The sequence below is a fragment of the Dysgonomonas sp. HGC4 genome, assembly GCF_001261715.1.
Taxonomy (GTDB): Bacteria; Bacteroidota; Bacteroidia; order Bacteroidales; family Dysgonomonadaceae; genus Dysgonomonas_A.
In genome coordinates, this window is record NZ_CVRU01000056.1 from 24,627 (window position 1) to 45,774 (window position 21,148).

General features: G+C 35.0%; 15 protein-coding genes and 1 tRNA gene. 7 read left to right on the forward strand and 9 right to left on the reverse strand.

The features are described 5' to 3' along the window. Positions 1 to 82: 82 nt before the first annotated feature. Both HGC4_RS04970 and HGC4_RS04975 read right to left on the reverse strand, forming a co-directional pair. Positions 83 to 3,925 carry a DUF748 domain-containing protein gene (locus HGC4_RS04970; RefSeq protein WP_050709027.1) on the reverse strand — a complete coding sequence of 1,281 codons (3,843 nt, stop codon included), beginning with the start codon at positions 3,923 to 3,925 and terminating at the stop codon, positions 83 to 85. Between the two features lie 146 nt (positions 3,926 to 4,071). Continuing rightward, a complete protein-coding gene (locus HGC4_RS04975; RefSeq protein WP_050709028.1) occupies positions 4,072 to 6,558 on the reverse strand; it encodes a TonB-dependent receptor in 2,487 nt (828 codons plus the stop codon). A 413-nt stretch (positions 6,559 to 6,971) separates the two neighbouring features. Here HGC4_RS04975 and HGC4_RS04980 point away from each other — a divergent pair, with 413 nt between their 5' ends. Both HGC4_RS04980 and HGC4_RS04985 read left to right on the forward strand, forming a co-directional pair. Next, positions 6,972 to 8,366 (forward strand): MATE family efflux transporter, encoded by a 1,395-nt coding sequence (locus HGC4_RS04980; protein WP_050709029.1) that lies wholly within the window; start codon positions 6,972 to 6,974, stop codon positions 8,364 to 8,366. A 12-nt stretch (positions 8,367 to 8,378) separates the two neighbouring features. Then, positions 8,379 to 10,493, forward strand: coding sequence for a DKNYY domain-containing protein (locus HGC4_RS04985; RefSeq protein WP_050709030.1), 2,115 nt, complete (start codon positions 8,379 to 8,381; stop codon positions 10,491 to 10,493). A 3-nt stretch (positions 10,494 to 10,496) separates the two neighbouring features. Here HGC4_RS04985 and HGC4_RS04990 read toward each other — a convergent pair whose 3' ends face one another. Then, a complete protein-coding gene (locus tag HGC4_RS04990) occupies positions 10,497 to 12,134 on the reverse strand; it encodes a phosphoethanolamine transferase (protein WP_050709031.1) in 1,638 nt (545 codons plus the stop codon). 197 nt (positions 12,135 to 12,331) lie between these two features. Between HGC4_RS04990 and corA the strand changes: the two genes are divergently transcribed. Then, positions 12,332 to 13,411 (forward strand): magnesium/cobalt transporter CorA, encoded by a 1,080-nt coding sequence (gene corA, locus HGC4_RS04995; protein WP_050709032.1) that lies wholly within the window; start codon positions 12,332 to 12,334, stop codon positions 13,409 to 13,411. An 82-nt stretch (positions 13,412 to 13,493) separates the two neighbouring features. On the opposite strand, the gene HGC4_RS05000 is transcribed toward corA, so the two are convergent. From HGC4_RS05000 to HGC4_RS05015, 4 genes are all read right to left on the reverse strand, one after another. Continuing rightward, positions 13,494 to 14,558, reverse strand: a complete 1,065-nt coding sequence (locus HGC4_RS05000; RefSeq protein WP_050709033.1) for an acyltransferase family protein — start codon at positions 14,556 to 14,558, stop codon at positions 13,494 to 13,496. 124 nt (positions 14,559 to 14,682) lie between these two features. Beyond that, positions 14,683 to 15,225, reverse strand: coding sequence for a DJ-1 family glyoxalase III (locus HGC4_RS05005; protein WP_050709034.1), 543 nt, complete (start codon positions 15,223 to 15,225; stop codon positions 14,683 to 14,685). Positions 15,226 to 15,282: 57 nt separating this feature from the next. After that, a complete protein-coding gene (locus tag HGC4_RS05010; RefSeq protein ID WP_050709035.1) occupies positions 15,283 to 16,191 on the reverse strand; it encodes a cell envelope integrity protein TolA in 909 nt (302 codons plus the stop codon). Between the two features lie 28 nt (positions 16,192 to 16,219). Continuing rightward, positions 16,220 to 16,933: a pyridoxine 5'-phosphate synthase gene (locus HGC4_RS05015; protein ID WP_050709036.1), complete on the reverse strand. Its 714-nt coding sequence runs from the start codon at positions 16,931 to 16,933 to the stop codon at positions 16,220 to 16,222. A 312-nt stretch (positions 16,934 to 17,245) separates the two neighbouring features. Between HGC4_RS05015 and HGC4_RS05020 the strand changes: the two genes are divergently transcribed. Then, entirely contained in the window at positions 17,246 to 18,118 is an 873-nt protein-coding gene (locus HGC4_RS05020; protein WP_050709037.1) for an NAD kinase, read from the forward strand. Between the two features lie 92 nt (positions 18,119 to 18,210). Here HGC4_RS05020 and ruvC read toward each other — a convergent pair whose 3' ends face one another. Both ruvC and HGC4_RS05030 read right to left on the reverse strand, forming a co-directional pair. Continuing rightward, a complete protein-coding gene (gene ruvC / locus HGC4_RS05025) occupies positions 18,211 to 18,786 on the reverse strand; it encodes a crossover junction endodeoxyribonuclease RuvC (protein ID WP_050709038.1) in 576 nt (191 codons plus the stop codon). Positions 18,787 to 18,872: 86 nt separating this feature from the next. Continuing rightward, positions 18,873 to 19,184, reverse strand: coding sequence for a DUF4286 family protein (locus HGC4_RS05030; protein WP_050709039.1), 312 nt, complete (start codon positions 19,182 to 19,184; stop codon positions 18,873 to 18,875). A gap of 278 nt (positions 19,185 to 19,462) precedes the next feature. Here HGC4_RS05030 and HGC4_RS05035 point away from each other — a divergent pair, with 278 nt between their 5' ends. The 3 genes from HGC4_RS05035 to HGC4_RS05045 all read left to right on the forward strand — a co-directional run bounded on the left by HGC4_RS05035 (position 19,463) and on the right by HGC4_RS05045 (position 21,147). Further along, complete coding sequence (locus HGC4_RS05035; RefSeq protein ID WP_157258136.1) at positions 19,463 to 19,651, forward strand: hypothetical protein; 189 nt, start codon at positions 19,463 to 19,465, stop codon at positions 19,649 to 19,651. A gap of 68 nt (positions 19,652 to 19,719) precedes the next feature. Continuing rightward, positions 19,720 to 19,793, forward strand: a tRNA-Ala gene (locus tag HGC4_RS05040). A gap of 151 nt (positions 19,794 to 19,944) precedes the next feature. Beyond that, entirely contained in the window at positions 19,945 to 21,147 is a 1,203-nt protein-coding gene (locus tag HGC4_RS05045) for a tyrosine-type recombinase/integrase (protein ID WP_050709041.1), read from the forward strand. Position 21,148: the final 1 nt, after the last annotated feature.

Below are 21,148 nucleotides of genomic sequence, written 5' to 3' on the forward strand. Positions count from 1 at the left end.
AAGAAGATGGACAATTTGATTATAGATGCTCAGATATTATTAATTTCTATCGGAATTGTTTTCTCCAGTTCAAATGTCCCGTTTACTTTTTAGGAACACCCTTTATCTCCGGTTTATTTTCTTTCTTATCCTTATGGAATATGCCCTTTACTTTTTGAAAAAATCCCGAAACTTTTTTCGCAAAATTTTGCTTCTTCTGAGAAAACCCTACTGATTCTACAACAGCAGGCTGCAATATCTGCCATAGATAATTGAATGTGGAGTGGTATGCATCACGTTCGATGGTTACATGAACATGTCTTGCTCGTTTATGTGGTTTATCGGGGTTATTCTTTTTTATTACCTTATTCGCAACCGTACTCACAAGTGTATTAGTTGTTAGTTCACCGTCCTTATTTTTCAACACAGAAATACTCAGATCGTTATACAGCATCAACATCTCAATAGTAGCACCCTTGCTCGAAGCATCTGTATTAAATGTGAGAGATTTTATATACCCTGTTTCAACCTTAGCTGGAGCCATTGGTGTTATCAATTGATTCAGATCCTTTAAATCAAACTTATTTAGATGAGCCTTAAGATGAAAATGATCGTTAAGTGAGTCAACCGGCAACATCCATGTAGCCGTAAAATGGCCTGTTCCCATCAAGTTTCCATCAGCATCCAGTTTGATGTACTGGCCAGGTCTCGAAACAATATTAGTAAGCCCCGATAATCGTCCATTCATATTAGTGAAAAAGATCACACCTGGAACTGTATTATTCTTGGGCAATTCTTCATATACAACTTTAAAGTTGTTGACATTAGCCGTATCTATATCGAATTTCACTGGAAGCTTTTGAAGCCCTTCATAAATCATCGGCATGATGTTGTGCTGTATCTCTATCTGCTGATTTTTGAAGTTCAACAGTTCAACATCTTTCATCAACAGTTCTTTTGCGTGAAGTCTATTATTGGCAAAATATCGATTAAAATCTATACCCGATAACGATATATGCCCTACCCCCACATCAAACCAATCTTTATGAGTAGGATGATGATAGGCAAACTCTTTCTTAGAGTAAGCAGGCACCAAATGAAGTTTTTCTATTCTAAAACTACCCTCATTCTTTTTCAGTTCAATAGTTTCTGCTTTTAGCATATAAAAACCATTGTTCAGAGGAAACTGAAAATTATGTGTGCTGAAATTAATATCGTCCATCACAAACGTTTTCAGTTCGCTATTTATAACCAGTCCACTGAAAAACAAATTAGTTGTATTCAATTGTTGCTGCCTATTAAGTTTTCCATTCAATGTGGTTGCATAGTCAATATTAGCATCCGAAATATTGAACTTGTTTACAGATACCTCACTACCCAATTTTTCAAACACTGAGTAAATATCCTGCTTATTGGACGAAACTTTACTTTTTTGCGCAGACTTAGAAATCTGATTTATTTTAACAACAGGCTTAGCAACTTCTACACTTGCTAGATTAAACTTCCTATTATTCAGATTAATATCCAGAATATCCAGATTCGATGTTTCGAAATGCAATTTAAGACTGGGTTGATCTACCCCTACCTGAATATTAGAAATACCAATTCGCCCTATATTTAAAGATCCTGCAAAAGGAGTCGAAGCACTTGCCTTACTTTGGCTACCTCCTCCTTCTATCACTTTTTTATAATTTATTACAGGCGATTGCAATGTAATCTCACCAATAGAACTATTCTTCATTTCGGCGTCCCATGCCAAAGCCTTTAGTTGAAGTTTACCTACAGTTGTGTTTAAACTATCTTTAGTTGTGTGATCCGAGTATTCTATTTTCGCATTGGAAATATCAAATAATCCTGCAATAAAATTGGTTGTTTTATCTTTCACCTCACTATTCTTCTTAGTCGTATTCGAAGATTTTCGAGTTTTCACAACCTGTATAGTGGGAGATTCTACATTAAAGGAATTAAACATCACAGTATTTTCCTTTTCTGTTATCTTATAATCTATACCTCTGACTGCAACAAATGGACTCAACAACGAAAAGTAAGTATCAGGAGCTTTCTTCCATGTGTTTCTTTGAGGCAACAGTTTTATATCAAACAATTCTAAATTACCTTTTATGCCCGTATACACCCCTTTTCTGATCATCAAACGATAGTCTTTTCCGGGTAAGAGATTATCAAAACGTTCGAAACTAAATCGAAGATTATCACACGCAAAAAAAGTATGTGAATGTTTTATTGTGATTTCATTTATAAGGAAATTTGATGCAAAAAAATCAATCCTTGGTAATTTATAAACCGGATTATCCTTATTTGTATTATCGCGGAATGTAATATTTCCACCATTCAAATTTACTTCACTTATAGATATATGCTTAAAAAAGGGTACAACAACATTCAAATTGGCTGATTTATCATCTACCGGCGCTATCTCTTTTTTCGATTTATGCATTTTCACATATTCGATGTTTGGAGCATCTATCGATAACTGCTGCGCCCGTATTCCTTGATCGTATTCTAAGCCCAACAAACGAATAGAATCTATAGTTCCGACAATATAATCTCGTTGGGTTTTAAGTTGCAGAGGCGACAACTTCACTTTGTCTATCTGAAAATCTTTTGTTACCGTATTCAACTTCATATGCCCAATACTCAGCGCATGATTTTGGCTTATAACGATACCTTCTATATCAGCAGCATCTACTGAGAAACCCTGCGAATACAAAAATCGTTGCTGGATATCGGCTAACGAATCGACCTTAAAACCATAAGCTTCAAAATTAAAGCGATCCATATTATATACATCAATCGTATCTTTGGTAGCATTGGTATATTTTAGTTTAGCTTCCGTTATACCTATCTTATCGATTGAGATGCTATGTAGAAGAGGCGATACTATGGCATACAAAGTCCACGACAGATTCAGGGTATCCTGTACTTGTACCCCGGCATCTTTCTTTGACTCTATTTTTACACTGTCTTTTTTAACGTTGAAATATTGAATTTCAGACCTATTTATATCAAAAGCATTTGCTTCTAAATAATTGAGAGCATTTTCTCGCTTAAACCTCACACCTGTAACCTCTATCGAGTTTATCTTTGCTTCAAGATAAGTATCGGGAAGTACATGTTGCTGTTCCCACAAAAGCGTCTGAGGCTCTAGATGTACCTTCTCTATATGAATAATAGAATCTTTGGTACTTAACCTTATATTGGCTGTCTGAAGTAAAAACTGATTATTGGATAGTAGGACTTGCGGCTGATTAGTGGTAAAATCGAAATCATCACAGAAAAGCAGTTTACCTGATTGATCTGAGTTCTGATCTAACACAAAGCCATAGGCATGAAAACTCACATCTGTCAAACCATACACAACGGGTGTTCCCTGATCTTCTGCCAGATAAGAGATACTGGCATTTTCTAAATTCATTTTCTTAACAGTCAACACATCCATATAAGGAGATATCAACTCATGCAATGATTTAGATGTCTTATTTTTGGTTTTTATTTCAGCACGTGACGAGCTTTCCGACTCAAAAACTTTAACTATCGGTCGTTTGATTTCGAACAGATCGAAGTGAAGCTGTCTATAACTAAACATCCAAACCAGATTGAGCCCTTTGAAATGGATTCGTTCTATCTCTATATCAAAATAATTTTTCGGCAAACTATCTTTTGCTGACCATTGCTTAAACACCGCAGAATCGACCTTAAGCTCTACACCTTTAAGAGTCAGCTCTCCATTGAAAAGTCCAATTTCGAGATGCTTAGAGCTAAACTGATAAAATCCTCCCGTTGCATCAGATACACTCTCGCTCAGTTTTTCCCGCAAAAAGCCTTCAAGCCTTTCCCTCATATACCAATTGACCGCAAATCCCACGATAGCAATGACTATTATAGTGAAACCTACAATCTTTAGTATCTTACGTTTTTTTATTTTCATGCAGAAGGGCTCTTTTTTCAACAATATTAATAAAACTATTCCTTTATTAAACAAAGCCTCTGCAATTATGTTCCATCCGAAACAAAAAACATCTCTAAGTTTTATATTACCAAGAGATGTTTTTTATCAATTATTTCATCTTAACTCTATTGCTGACCGCCGCCTTGCGCGTTACCACCGCCGCCGCCCATAGAGTCGTCATTATTAATTCCACGAACCGCTTTCTTAATCTGAGCTTTCATCTCTCCAAATCGATACGACACTCTTATTCCAAAATATCGGCGTCTATAAATGCTATATGATTCTGAGCGAAAGGTAGGATTATCCACTATATTCCGAAATGTCTGTTTATCTGAAAACACATTTGAGGCTGAGATATTAACGTTTAATTTCTCTGATAAGAAATCCTTAGAAACCGACAGTCCATAATAGTTATAGGAAGGACCCCGTCCTTGTATATTGATATACGGTGTACCTCCATTTACAAAAAGATTCACTCTGTATGTTTTAGGAAAAGTATATTGCATATTAGTATAACCATTTACGGCAAAACCCGAATTAGACAACTCAAATTCATCCATATTCGATTTAATATCAATATAAGAGCCCGATAAATTTCCCGACAGTCGAATCTTTTGAGTAGGTGTCCAGCTAAAATAGGTAAAAAGACCTAACCTTTTGCTTTTTCCAATATTAGCATAAGTTGTTCTACTCACAATATCATCCAGTTCAGTGATACGTTCAATAGAGTTATCTACAAAATTATAAGATAAACTGGCATTCATATTAAACTTCGGATTGAAGAAATTATAATTCATATCAATAGTATGCGATTCTATAGGCTTCAAGTTTGGATTACCTACACTTACGTTCAATGAATCTGTTCTATTCTCAAATGGATTCAATTGCCATATACCCGGTCTTGATACTCGCATATTATACCCTAAACGAAAAGTCTGAGAAGGGCTTGGCTGATAACTAAGCGTAATAGAAGGTACAAGATTAGATAAATCTGTTTCATAGTTTTTATCATTAGCCTGCTCTCCCTCCGCCAAAGGATATTTTATACTTAAGTTAGTACCCTCGTACCTAAGTCCCGTTTTAAGACCAAACTTTTTATATTTAACTGCATAGCTGGCATAACCTGCATAAATATCTTGTCTGTGTTTAAATTCATCTTTCAAAGAAGGCTCTTCTATCCATTCGCCTGCCTGATCATAAAACCGTCCGCTACTACTTTTATTTAACCGGATAATATATTTAAGCCCAACTTCCAGATTATGGATTTTCTTAAAAGGGGTAGCATAATCTATTTGCATGGTATGCTCCTTTTGAGTACCATCTGAATATTGTCTGTTTTTAAAATCGTCAATATTCAAGATACCCACAACTTCATTATCCGAACTCCAGTCGTCAGGTTCCAAAGCCAAACGATATGAGAGTGTCAACAATCTGTCTTTTACCGTTTTTGAAGTCTTTTGATAATCTGCTTTCAACTCCGTAGAACCATATTTATAGTCGCCATCTGTAGACTGATCAAACTCCTGAATTGGATTGAAAGAAACATTTTCTAGTCTGTTATTGGTAAAAGAAGTCTGTCTACCTGTTCCCGCATAACGTCCAAAACCTACATTTATCAGATTCAAGGAGTCTATTTCATAACTAAGCTCTCCATTTCCAAACTGCCCATTACCTCTATTCTTACCCGTTCCTCTTTGGATTAGATACTTATTATCCACATTCGCAAAATTCTCTCGTTTTAAGTAAGTGTCATATTCAGGATTTCGATATTCGTAATAGCTGTAATTACCTGTAAAACCAAGCTTCCCCGATTTCATTGTCAAGTATCCTGATGCACCATAACCTCCTTGAGAATTGCCCCAACTACTTACTGTTGCCGTATACCCACCCATTGAAGAGTTTTTCGTAGTAATGATATTAATGATACCAGCTACTCCTTCGGCATCATACTTTGCACCTGGATCGGTGATTACCTCTATATCTTTAATAGTACTGGCAGGCATACTTTTTAATACATCCTTAGGATTGCTTGCCAACATAGAAGAGGGCTTCCCATTTATATAAATTCGGAATGCCGATGACCCTTTGAGCTGAATCTGATCTTCACCGTCTACGGTTATCATAGGCACTTTTTTCATCATATCCAGAGCGTTATTAGTTTTAGACTCGGGATCATCTTCCATACTATAAGTTATCTTATCTAATTCTACTTTTATCAATGGCTTTTGAGCCGAAACCACCACCTCGCTAAGCATCTTACTATCGTCCTTCATCAGGATATTACCTAAATCCTGCATCTTGGCGGTTGTCAACGTAAATGGCTTACTAACGGATTCTTTGCCTATAAACTCTATAGTCATCAAATACTCTCCCGGCTGAGTCATGGAAAATTGAAATTTTCCATTTTCATCAGTAGGAACTACTTTATCGACCTTCTGAAGATCGGCTTGCTTGAAAATTTTAATCGTTGCATAAGGTATAGATTCGGAAGTTAACGAATCTGATACAACTCCTTTTACCGTTACTTTAGACTCCGCCACAGCCTGAGCCTCTATTAATAAAGGAAAAGACATAAGAATATACAGAAGGACAAGTAGTTTTTTTGTTGCCATACGTATTGTTTTAAGGTTTCTAATAAAAATAGAATATAGTTAGATAGTCTTTAGATTTCTCAAATATATGTCAGCATTTTATAATAACCAACTGCTCGAAGTTTAAATTTTAACACAAAATCTATTTTTATTGATATTTACCATTATTTACGGTTGGTTAACTTGGCATAATAGTCTATGTACTACCTCTAAACTATCTATAATTTAACCTTCAAAAGAGTTCCTTATTTTTACTTTTTTGAGGATTATTGTCTAACTTTGTACTGCTTTATCTGAAAACGACCGGCGCCTATTAGAGAAAAATCTAAGACACATATCAAATATCAGATCATTAAAGATAATATGGAGCAGTTATCTTTATTCGCAAAACCTACACATCTCGTATTGCTCTTCATTCTTAAATTTTAAAAGAAATGCAACAAGTTGCAAATGTTGACGAACTAGAAAACAAAAACATTGCTAAACTTCTTTGGCAATATGCATTACCTGCAATTGTCGGGACTCTAGTTAACTCTCTCTATAATGTTATCGACCGTGTATTTATAGGACATTGGGTGGGAGATGATGCCTTAGCCGGCTTAGGCTTGGTACTCCCTATTATGAATATTACGGCAGCTGTAGGCATGCTTGTTGGAGCAGGATCAGCGAGTCGTATTTCAATCTATCTAGGAAAGAAGGATAAAGAGACTGCCGAAAAAATTGCAGGAACCTCGTTCCTTATGACTATCATTATTAGCGGAATAGTCATCGGATTATTGCTATTATTTCTAAAACCGGTACTTATGTATGCAGGGGCAAGTGAGGCGACCTACCCATATGCTCGCGATTTCCTTGTTATCTTTTTGCCGGGTAATCTATTTCTATCCTTATGCTTTAACTTCAATAATATGATGAGGGCTTCTGGATATCCTAAAAAAGCAATGATAACCATGCTTATCAGCGTAGTAGCTAATATCATTTTAGCCCCTATATTTATACATTATTTAGGTTGGGGAATGAAGGGTGCAGCAGCAGCTACATTTATAGCTATGGTAATAGGTTTTATCTTTGTAATGCAACACTTCTTGAATCCGAATAGCTATATAAAGCTTAGATGGAAAAACCTGAGATTAAACAAGAAAATTGTTTGGTCTATTACATCTATCGGGATGTCGCCTTTCCTTATTCAGTTGACAGCTTCAGTTGTAGTGTTCTTCATTATAGCACAGCTAAAAATATTCGGAGGTACAGACTCTCATTCGAGCGACATGTCTATTGCAGCCTATACAATTGCCAACACTATGCTTATGCTTATTGTAATGATTGTATTGGGGCTTACACAAGGTATGCAGCCTATTGTTGGGTACAATTACGGAGCGAAGAATTACGATAGGGTAAAAGAGACTCTGATCTACACCATTAAGGTAGGTACAGTCATTACTACATTTGGCTTTATCTTAGGGTTCTTTTTTCCACAAATATTCGTTAGCTTTTTTGGACCTGGACCTGAACTTGCCGAAAAATCGGCGACAGCATTACGCCTTGTAGTTATATGCTTCCCTCTTGCCGGATTTCAGATTGTTGTTACCAACTTTTTCCAATGTATAGGTAAAGCCGGAAAATCAATTTTCCTGAGTCTTACCCGCCAAGTACTATTCTTAGTACCTGCTTTATATATATTACCTCAACACTTAGGTTTAAAAGGAATCTGGTTATCTATGCCTGTGGCTGATGCTTTAGCGGTAATAGTTACCTTTATCTTATTTACATTTCAAGTAAGAAGTCTTAAAAGAGAAGCGGACGCCCTAACCCAGAATCCACAAAGTTGAAAAAGCGGAAAAATGTCACAACCCATCGGTATAATTGCAAAGATAAAAATAGCAGAATCTGATTATAAAAATTATCTGAAAACAAAGGAGGTAAAACAACTTGCCTCCTCTATGTTTTATTCGATAAAACATACTGATAGAAATTTCTATATTTTCCAGTATACAAAGAAAGAACAAACATTATATGTTTTCATTTATTACAATTATGGAAATTCGGAAACATTAAAAGGAATAGAGTTTGAGTCATTAAAAAGTATCCAGTCTTTTTTGACAGCCGAAAGTAGTGGATATCTGATAGGAACGCTTGACTGTATTAACTTGGATCAAGAGGATTTTCATTATGCATATACTTTGGAAAAAGGCATTTGGACAGACCATAAAAAGCTGGACGAAACTAGATATAAAGAAGTACTAAAAGATACTGATCGGTTATACAAACTACTTGATGGAGAATTTAGCGATAAGGTATTTTCATCACGTATTGTTGATACAACTATAGTTAAGAGAATAAGAACGCTGCAAGAAAAGCACCGAATTGAAAATTTAGTAAACCGATTACATGAGGCTTCGCCTTATAAACCTCTTTATTTTTTTGGTAATTACTATTATAATGGAATATGTATTTACAATCCTCACCAACGACTAACTGCATTATTAGAAATTGATCCACATACTTTTATCCAGAAACCATATGGAGGGTCTGATCATAAACATGTTGTAATTGATAATATAGTAATAGCAACCGATCCTCAAAAATTTAAGAAATTACAAAAATTAGAATCTGTTTTCTATACATCCTCAGAGGCTGTTTATGATTATAAGGGGCATTTTATACCCAATGCAGATCCAAAGACATTTAAGCTAGAACAAGAAGGTATTGCAGAAGATGCTAACTACATTTACATATTCAACACACAAATACCCAAAGTTGAAGTGGGAGAATATAAGATAATTGATTATGGATATTCCAAGCCTATAATTATATATGGTGAAAAAGCAATCTATTTAAACAGCAATAAATTAGAACAGCTAAACCCTTCGACTTTCGAAATTTTAGAGATATATGAAAGGTCACATAATACTTTCACACATTTGATAAAAGCGAAAGATAAGGACGGTGTATTTATTATTTATCAAAAATCAGGCTTAAATGCTTCACACCTCAATACTCCAATCGAAGTTTTAAGAGACATTGATATTGAACAGACAATTATCGAATATCAGAAAACGTCTCACAATCTGAGTGAGAAGAAAACTAATGAAGAGAAACTAATTGATGAAATTGAAGGTGACGATTTTATAGAACAATACAATAAGAATAAGCATTCACTTGATTTTCTGTTGAAAATCAATAATTATTTTTATCAGTGTTTTCAGAAGTGGATCAAATCAAAAGATAAGGCAGAGTTAGATAAAATTCTAAAAACATACCATATAATAGAAGACACTGCTTGGGTCAATCCTCATTTGTTTCATCATACAGCTTGTGTATATGCAGCCCTTGGAGAGATACAAAAAGCTACAGAAGAAATTTACAAAGCTTGTTTATTCGGTTATGAAGAGATAAAAGCAATTTGGGGCGATGAGGACTTAGTAATACTGCACTCAGACCCTTATTATAAAGAATTACAGCAATATTATGAAACCAATATAAAAATATTGCCAACCCCTTTAATTACAACAGAAGTATTAATAAGATTAGATGCATTATCGGTAGAAGAAATTCAATCTTTAGCGTACACAATTACAAAAAGATTTTTAATTCCCGATAAATCTCATGTTTTGTTGATGCAGAAATCAAATAGTCCCAATGATCAATCGTGGGAGGTTTACTTGAGTTTATTGCAAAGCTTCTTTAATCATGTATTAAAAAACAGTACCTTTTCCTCTTCTTTATATAAAAAATTTAAAGATTATGAATTAATGCCTGCTTCCGGTCATTTCGAACAATTTAAATACCAGTTTAGTCATGCCCATATTGCAGGTCCAACTTTGGAAGATTGCCGCAGGACTTTAGAAAAAGTCAGAGCCTCTCTTGATAGAATACAAAATGCTCAAGAAAAAATCGCTATAACTAATTATATAAATCAATCAGAAATTATGAAGGTTTTAGGAGAGCAAGTATAATTATTATTTTTTATTACTTCTGGCTTTTACCTCATCATAGGTAAGTTCACCTATATAACGTTCTCTTGGCTCAAATTCGATAGAAAAGATACTTCTCTTATCATTATAATCAAGATAGTTAAAACCAGCCAAATCTGATAAACTATACAAAAAGTCGGATGTAGAATAACTTCTTGTTGTATCTAAAATCAAGTCCTCCCGTTCTTTCTTAAAGTTAGGCGACATCCACACAAGAAAAGGCACTTCGCACATACTTGGTGATACCTTCTCATAAGCATGTCCGGCAAAGTCTCTTGTTTCATAAACTTCCTCCCCATGATCCGAAAAATAAACTAAGGCTGTTTTCTGATCCGATTGATCTTGCAAAATATGTATCAATTGAGAGAGTACAAAATCGTTATATAAAACCGAATTGTCATACTTATCAATAGTGCGTATCGCTTTTTTATCTCTAAAATCGGTTTCCTTTATTAAATGATCCTTCTCGTTATTAAAGATATTATAAGGCGGAGTATATCTAAATTCGTAAGCCATATGATTACCTATAAGATGAATCAAGATCAGCTTATTCTTCTTATTCCCATTCGCTAATATATTCCTAAAAGTAGGCAAGATTATCTCATCCGGTTGTTTCTCGCTAGAAAGGCTATATATATTTTTCGATAGATCCAACAATACATCATAACTTGTTTTGAAATTACCTCCAAATGGTTGAGTACTTATAAAATGAGTTTCATAACCAGCTCTATTGAATAGTTCAAACATAGAAGGTTTCTCTGTTATGTAATCAAGGTTATCTCTATCAGCCAAAGTAAGTATAGAACGCAATACCGGAATTGTATGCACCTGAGGCGATATCACATCCTCATAAACTAATAAGCTGTCGCCCAATGCTCCCAATTTGGGATTAGTAGTCCTAGGATACCCATATAAAGACATATGTCTTCGCGTTAACGACTCTCCTATAACCACAACAATGGTTTTAGGTACTGAATCCTCAAACATCTCTTTTACTTCATAAGATTGTGATTGGCGTTCTAAGATTGCACACTCTTCTTTGCCTAATCTTATTTTATAATCAACAAACATCTTATAAAAATTGACAAAATAGACTGATCGGGATAACGGAGGCAGAGATACAACCAATATCAAAGACAGCAAAGCTGAGATAAAAGTTATCTTATGATCTTTTATTCTCAAAGGCTTCCCTACCCTCATTTTCCAGATTATCAAGAAGCAGAGTAATATATAAACCAAGCATCCAACTATAATCCAAGGATTAAAGTAGTGTACCAAGAATTCCTTACTCTCTTCGGGATTAGTTTCAAACAAACTTATTACACTATTTTTCTGCAACAATACATGTGCAAACAACAAATAACTTGTATAAATAGTATTAGGCAGATACGAGATTACAAACAAACCCGAGAAAACCAGTTTTTGAGTTCGCGATTTACAAAACAACAAAAGAAGCCCGATTGATATAAACAGAATTGTATTTATTGTTATTGTAGCCACCACATGCTTTACAGAAAGATTCTGCGCCAATGGTGTAAGAAGCGGAAGAAACATAATCATATAGAAAAGAAAACAAATCTGTAACTTCTTTCCATACAATGCATTTACAAAAGAACTATTCATTAGTTAATTATCCAATTTTTGATTAGGGTCTCAGACCTTTTTATTGTCTATTCGAGTATAAAAGCTATCGATTATCGTCATTTTTGATACGACATTTATACTTCCTTTTACTTATATGTGTTTATACCTATAATGTAGGTCGCAAATATAGCATTTTTTCTTATTTTTGATCTAAGTTTATCATCATACACAATTTTATGGCAAAACGAAGTTCTAACGGAATACGTAACCGTAAGCATATAAAGAATGCTCATCTACTAGAAACTCTTTCCTATTTGGGTGAAGTACAATTACCTACGTCGATTGAGTTTATACAATATAATTCAAAACAGACTACAACAAAATCTATCGCACCCTCCGATAAATTAAAAGATCTCATTAATGACGATTACATAAACTGGTTTAAAATAACAGGGATATCAGATGCCGAAGTTATATTCAACATCTGCAAATCGTTTGGAATACCCCGATTTGATGTTAAAGACCTCTTGTCGGGACGTCATGTAACTAAAGTGATAACCTATGAGCACAATACGTTTATATTGATGTCGGGGTGCTTCACAACTGAATCTCACGAATTGAATCTTGATCATATCGCTTTTATTCTGGGAGATAATTACCTTATAAGCCTTCAGGAAAACGGAACCCCCATATTTACAGATGTTCAGGAAGCTATCAAAAATTCCAAAGTACAGATACGTGAGAAAGGTACCGATTACCTTCTGTATATACTACTCAACTGTGTACAATCTCTATACAATGATACAGTCTTAAAACTAGCAACTAAGATAGATAATATGGAGGATAAACTCATAGAGAACAACACCAAGGGTATTGATATTATGAGATTTATACGAATCCGTAAAAATGATTATTCATTACTAAAACGGGCCGTATCGTCAATGCGGGAAGAATATTCAAATTTACTCCATAATGATAACCATTTGATTAGACCCGAGAACAAGATATATTTTAATGATTTTGATGACCGATTAAGAACCTCATCCGATGATCTGGATATTTTTCATGAGTCAATCAACTCATTGAGTAATCTCTATTTCAATAATAACAATTTGAAGATGAACAATGTCATCACCAAATTGACAGTAGTTTCTACGATATTTATCCCTCTTACGTTTATGGTTGGAGTATGGGGCATGAATTTTGAATATATGCCCGAATTGAAGTGGAAATTTGGCTATATAGTGGCGTGGGGAATGATGATACTCATTGTTATAATAGCCATTCTGTTTTTGAAAAAGAAAAAATGGCTATAAGGTGGTCTCAGGCCATTTTATAGTTTTAGAAAGCATATCAGTATGTAGCATTTTGATATACAATATAGTCTTCACCTGCAACTTAAACGGTTGAGGCTATAGGCTTATTAAACCTCTGTTTTACCCATCTATTGGCAGGCTTCTCTACATATTTGAGAGAAAAGCCGGAAACGATAATAGTGAAAGTAACTCCCAACATAAAAATGATTGGTCTATCGACATCAATACCCAACAAGAATAAGGCTCTATCAGTATACCAGATAACTATTTCGTGAAACAGATAAAAAGCAAAACTAATCTCGCCAAGCCATACAAATGTATCATTTGATAGAAACTTAGAAATCTTTCCTGCCTGAAAATAGAATACCGATATAAATAATCCTACGGGTATCCAATACCATAGAGAATGACGATAAACTTGTGGTATAAAATAAGCAGAAGTATAAAAAACCAGAAACAGAGCAATAACCAATAGCTCGAGCAATGTAGGAGAAATAGACTTTACCAGATTCTTAACCTTATTTGTTTGACAGATATTGTAAAAGAGTATTCCTAATATAAAATCGAGCAACCTCACCGGAGGGAAGCTATAAAGAAACCATTCTTCATTCTTACTCCCACTTAATATTGGACATAAAAGTAAAACAAGAACACTAATCGCAGTGAACACAACGAGAAACCTATGTTTCATCGTCGTAAACCAAGCTATCAGAAAAGGAAATAAAAGATAGAAAAACATTTCAGTCGAAAGGCTCCAAGAAGCAGCATTAAAACGAATTTCTTCTGTTGGATAGAAACTTTGTACCAAAAATATATTAGAAATAAAATTAGTTATATAAGGCTCATTCAACGGATGATCTTTCCTCATATACACCCAAATAAGCATTGTTAGAATATGTAAAGGGTAGATACGAGCTAAACGTGCTACATAAAAGAAGCGCTTGCTAACCTTATTTTCTTGAAAACTTTGCTGATAAACATACGCGAGAATAAAACCACTCAGGACGAAAAAAAAACTAACTCCCACATACCCTTCATAAAATATATGATGAAGGAAAGGGTTTGTTTCTTTATCGAAAAGAATATAATGACTCATAAAAACCATAAAGGCAAATACAAATCGAAGAGATGTTAGTGGTTTAATCATCAATAGCAAGTTCTGCCGAGATTACAGAACGAATACGGATTTTAATTAGTATTAGCAACAATAGTGTGAAAGGGGCCCAAACATCTTGATTATGCTTGACACCTCATCTCGATACTGTATATGGTTAAGCTAAAAGCAAACCTTTAGCAACCTCGTCTCTTTTGGCTTTTCCTGCTAGCACTTCTAATAATTGGAGAGCAAAATCAAAAGTCAGACCTGGTCCTCGTCCTGTTACTATTTTGCCGTCTACAACTACAGCTTCCTGCGTTTTGAGAGTTGCACCGTCTAAGTATTTTTCAAATCCGGGGTAACATGTTGCAGACTTACCTTTTAGCAAACCCAATCCGCCTAAAACCATTGGTGCTGCACAAATAGCAGCTATATCTTTATCTGCTTCCGAAAAAGCTTTTACTTGTTTCTTCAATCCTTCATGATCGTTGATTTTAGGTGTACCACCCGGTAGAATCAACATATTCGTAGCTGAGAAATCAGCTTCCGTAAATAGTAAATCAGCAACCATAGGAATACCATGACTGCCTACCACAGTTTTCTGATCGGTTAATGAAACGGTTTTCACATCCACATCACCTCTTCTCAATATATCTACTGTAGCCAAAGCTTCTATTTCCTCAAATCCTGTTGTTAAAAAAATCAATGCCTTTTTCATTTTCAATTCTATTTAAGGTCGCAGACCTATTTGTTATTATAAAAAAAGTCTATAAACTTAGTTTAGATTAAACTTATATGTAATAGTTCCCTTTTGATTATTAGAGTTGGGGCTGACAGAAAACTTAGTCCGACGGGCAGCACGTAAAGACTCATTTCTCAAACTTGAGTTTGTAGTATTCGTCCCTTTACCAATACTTGTCTCTATAACGTTTCCTTTAGGGTCTACAATTATATCTACTACTACGGTACCATAATCATCTACATGATATTCGGGAAGCTTCAGACCTCCAGCGCCTACACCTCTACCTCCAAGATCGTAAGTTCCCGTACCTCCTACCCCCGATACTTTTCCGGTACTACCATTGCCCGAAGGCGAACCCTGAGTACCCGTACCCTGAGTATTTCCACGACTACCACTACCCGATCCGTTTCCGAATAAACCAGCCATTTGGTTGTTTATATTCTTCTTTCGGGCAGCCTCTTCTTGTGCTTGTCTATAGGCTTCAGCCTGAGCCTTACGCTTTACCTCTGCGGCTGCATCTTCCTTGCGTTTCCGTTCGGTTTCGGCTTTCTTCGCCTCATTTATAGCTATTGTTTTTTCCACATCCTGCGTTGCAGTTGGAGCTTTAGTCTCTTTACTCGTTACTTTAGGAGTAGTAGCCTTTACTGGAATAGGTTCAACTTTCACATCCGGAGTCGATTCTCCTAAATTATTAGGCATCGTTGGATCTGACTCTATTGGTTCGGCCACATCTTCGGTCAAACCATTTCCTCGCCCAAAAGGTTCATCATCACCCAATGCATCGGCAACATTACCAAACATAACGGGCACACCTCCCAGCTCCTGACTATATCTGTTATCGCTAACAGGCTTTATATAATAGAATAGTAAGCACAATAATAGTATTACGTGAAACGCTATTGTTCCCGCCAAACTTATTGTCTTTTCTTTCACCATAGCCATAGGCTTATTATTTTGAGGTCTATAAGACCTATTTCAAACAGTTTTTATATGCTGCAATCGTTTTTTCCAATCCCATATAAAGAGCATCACTAATCAATGCATGACCAATAGATACTTCTTCAATATAAGGAATGTTTTTATAAAAGAAATTTAGATTCTCTAAACTCAAATCATGTCCTGCATTTATTCCCAATCCTAGTTTTTTAGCAATTTTGGCTGCTTCCACAAAAGGAGCAATAGCTTCTTCCTTATTCTTTGGATAAAAAGTAGCATAAGGCTCAGTGTACAACTCAATACGATCTGCACCAGTCTTAGCAGCATACTCTATAATCTCAGGATCAGTACCTGTAAATATAGAAGTACGTACGCCCATTGCTCTGAATTCATCTATAAGATCACTCAAAAAAGATTGGTGAGTTTTTGTATCCCAACCCGCATTAGATGTTATAGCATCGGGAGCGTCGGGCACTAATGTTACCTGAGTTGGCTTTACTGATTTGATAAGCTCTATAAAGTCAGTTGACGGATACCCCTCAATATTAAATTCGGTCTTAATCTGAGCTTTCAGATCATATACATCTTTAAACTTAATATGACGCTCATCAGGACGAGGGTGCACTGTTATACCTTGCGCTCCAAATTTTTCGCAGTCCAAAGCAACTTGCAAAACATTTGGCACATTTCCTCCCCTTGCATTTCGTATAGTCGCAATTTTATTAATATTTACGCTCAACTGTGTCATAATAGCTTCTTTACTTGATTAAGGTCTCAGACCTCTTATTCTTCTTAAAGTATATAACTAAGCAACATGTAATATTAGTAGCTATATTTTAAATTTAGCAATTAATAGTTGGTTACCTCTAATAATAAAACTTTTTCACCAACTTTGTACTATCGCCTGATATACTATTACGCAAATTTAATAGTAAATACCGAAACTTGGTACTATTTCAGTATTTTTAAGGGCACAGATGAACGCATTCCTTTGTTACATTCATTTAGTACTATGAATTAAAGGAATAGATAAAATAAACAGACGTTAATTATATCTTTTATGAAAATTGGAATTTTCGGCAAAAAATATCAGAAAGAGGAGCAAATAAAGAAAATTTTTGACATCTTATCTCGTAACAAGGTTGAGATATTTATTCAAAAAGAATTTTATGAATACCTGAAACCTAGCCTTGATTTAAAAGATTCTATTGCCGGTATTATTGACTATAATAATTTGAGTCTCGATATGGCATTTAGCATTGGTGGTGATGGTACATTTTTGCGTACTGTATCGGCAATCAGAGAAAAGAACATTCCAATTTTAGGTATTAATACAGGACGTCTTGGATTTCTGGCGGATGTTTCGGAAAACGATATGGAACAAACCTTATCCGAAATACTAAACGGAAATTATACAATAGAAGAACGTAGTCAACTCAAATTGAGGGTTAATGATTCTTCATGCGAAGCTGCCGATTTTGCTCTTAATGAGATAGCTATACTTAAGCAAGATTCATCTTCGATGATTACTATTGATGTCAACATCAACGGCGAAAGGCTTACCTCTTACGAAGCAGACGGACTTTTAGTATCCACTCCAACAGGCTCTACAGCTTATTCACTCAGTGTAGGAGGCCCTATTATGGCTCCTAACACATCCAACTTTATCATTACTGCAATTGCTCCCCATAGCCTAAGTGCCAGACCATTGGTTATTGAGGACGATAATATCTTAACTTTAACTATAAGGAGTCGTAGTTCGTGTTTTCTGATTTCGCTTGATGGTCGTTCAAAAGCTATGCCTATAAATGGAACAACTTTACAAATAACCAAAGCGAAAACATCTGTACGAGTGGTAAAACGAATAGGACAAACTTTTTACAGCACGCTTAAAAACAAATTAAAGTGGGGTACCGATCCAAGGGTAGATTAAGAGTTTCAGACCTTTTTTATTTGTAGATTGGGTAGATATTAATAAATATCACTTATTAGCTCTATTGAATTTCACTCAATAGTTTTATTTCTCTATTTGTCGCCTTTTACTTTGTTGGGATTCTGATTTATGAAATCTTTCCAGCTATTAAACTTCTTTTCTTGTGTAGGATTATTAGTCTGAAAATAGTGGCAAACTGCTGCTGCAAGTCCATCGGTGGCATCCAGTTGAGGAAGCATACTTTCGTCAGGTATCTTCAAATATTGCTGAAGCATGTAGGCAACCTGCTCTTTTGCAGCTTTTCCATTACCGGTTATTGACATTTTTATTTTCAGAGGGGCATATTCAAAAATTGGAACATCTCGAGACAAAGCAGCAGCCATAGCAACCCCTTGCGCACGTCCCAACTTCAACATACTCTGAACATTTTTCCCAAAGAAAGGAGCCTCAATAGCAAGTTCATCAGGCAAGTACTCTTCGACCAAAGCCAAAACTCGCTCAAAAATACGCCTCAACTTAAGATAATGATCGTCATACTTACTCAGCTGTATTACCCCCATTGTTATCAACTGAGGTTTATTATTTAATACGCGCAACACTCCATACCCCATAATTTGAGTACCTGGGTCAATGCCCAAAATTATACGTTCTTTATCTACCTTAGCCATTAATCATTTATTCGGGTTGTAATAACCTATTAATTATAAAAGCGAACTGAGTTATAGAACAAATTCTATATCTACAAATACTACATTTAAAGTAGTGAGACTTCTTCTAGAAGAGTTACAAAACCTCCCACTTTAGTACCAAACCTCTTATTTAGTTCAGCACTCAAACCTTCGCCCGTTTCTCCTGCCCATCTGTTCAGAACATCTATATCTTCCGTCTTAAATTGCATGGCATAACTCACACCGCTTTCTTCGTGCTGACGCTCTATCTTAGCCAAACTAGGTTGGCTTAACAAGCCACTTTCCAAAGCTTTAGGTATGTAGAAAGTTTTCAAGAAGTTCAAACATTCATCATGTATTGCGTCTTCAAGATGAAGAGTTGTATTAAATATCAACATAATTTTTCTATCAAATTTATCTATACTGTATGCAAAGATAATCAGATAATTTGCTTTTTGAGTCAACGCTACTTACAGACGCCCTATAAATAACACATAAAGAAGTTGTTATAATAAAAAATATCACAATAAATGTTCAATTTAAATTAACAAAAAACACTCCTTATTATTTAACTATAAAAAAATCTCACTTTTTACTGAAATATCTATTTTTTTTATGAACTTTCCATTCTGATAATCATTATAAAAGTAGTAACAATTTTAAATTAGAAATGCGTATGAAAAGAGATTTACACTTGAAAAAAATTTATGTTGCAACCCTTCTTACTGCCCTAACAGTACTACCTACAGCATTTGCTATTGGAGTGTTTTTAGAGAGTAATAGGAAATCGAATTGCAAAACGAGTCAAGCAACATCAATTACACATCTACAGGCAGATAGTTCGTCTGAAAATGTATCTAATTAATTTGCATTTTATTCTCAATAAGACAACAGTTAAAGAAAAACTTATATCTTTGTTGCAGAATTGAGAACGGGGGATTAGCTCATCTGGCTAGAGCGTAACACTGGCAGTGTTAAGGTGATCGGTTCGAGTCCGATATTCTCCACAAATTTTCGCAAAAGTTGATAAATAAAGGGTTTCAAAATTTTATTTGTCTGAAATGCAAAAATAGATGTCTGAGACAGACAGAATGAGTTTTATAATTTTTAGTTTATATTTTGTGTTTGTCGCTATTCACTTAATTAAAAAACTAGATTATGGGACGAAGAAAAGTAAAGTTTGTACTTCCGAAATTGAATGATTGTGGAGGTGACTTAAAATTAAAATGGTATGTTGAGTATTCATACCGAGATGAAAACAACGATAAATTAGAGCGTTTTAGGGTTTATGAAGGATTTAGCATACTACCTACTACAAACGAGCGATATACTCACGCAGAAGCTATTATAACCGAAATTTCGACCAAGATACTAACAGGTTGGAATCCTTTTGATATTGATAAAGTAACTATCAATAATCACATTCAATACAATATACAATCAAGAGTTTACGGGAATAGAGAAGAAACAGAAAAGAATCTGTTTTACTATATGAATACCTATTTAGAAGAGAGACGACCTACCCTCTCTCGTAAAACTATGCAGGACTATACCTCAAAACTGAGAATGTTTCATCAATGGTTACAATCAGAAGGAAAAGGAGAGATCTACGCTCAAGAGATAACGAACGATATCATTAGTGATTATATTTTCTCTCTAATAAATAAAGGTAGGGAAAAGCATACCGTCAAAGATTCACGACAAAGGATCTCTCAAGTATTAAACTGGCTTGTAAAAAAACAGATCCTTATAAAGAATCCTATTTTCGATTTACCAGAAGCAAGGCAGCACCTCGATCATTCGGCTCAACCGATGACAAAAGCAGAAGCTTCTTATCTACTTAATTACATTAAGAAAAAAGATAAACAACTATATTTGTTTTGTTCGATGCTCTTTTATTGTGCCATTCGACCAGGTACTGAGCTGCGATTATTGAAAGTAAAAGATATCAACCTATTTAATAACTCTATTTCAATACGAATTGAGAACGGGAAAAAAGGTGAAGGTGTTGTTAATATACCTCCTAAACTGGCACAAACATTAGAAAAGATGCGTATTACTTCATGCAACCGTGAATTTTACGTGTTTGGAAAAGATGGAAAGCCCGGAGTCGATTGTTGGGGTAAAAATCATTTCAGACTCTTATTTAATAAGTATCGTGACGAGATTGGATATCCGAAAGAGTATAAATTATATAGTTGGAAATGTACGGGAGGTATTCTATTTGCGATGAGTGGTGCTCCTTTGGCTGCAATACGTGATCATTTTCGACATAAATCAACAGCTTACACAGATATTTATCTGTCAAAAAAGATTGGGAAACAAAACGACTATGTAAAACATAAGTTTCCAGAATTATAAA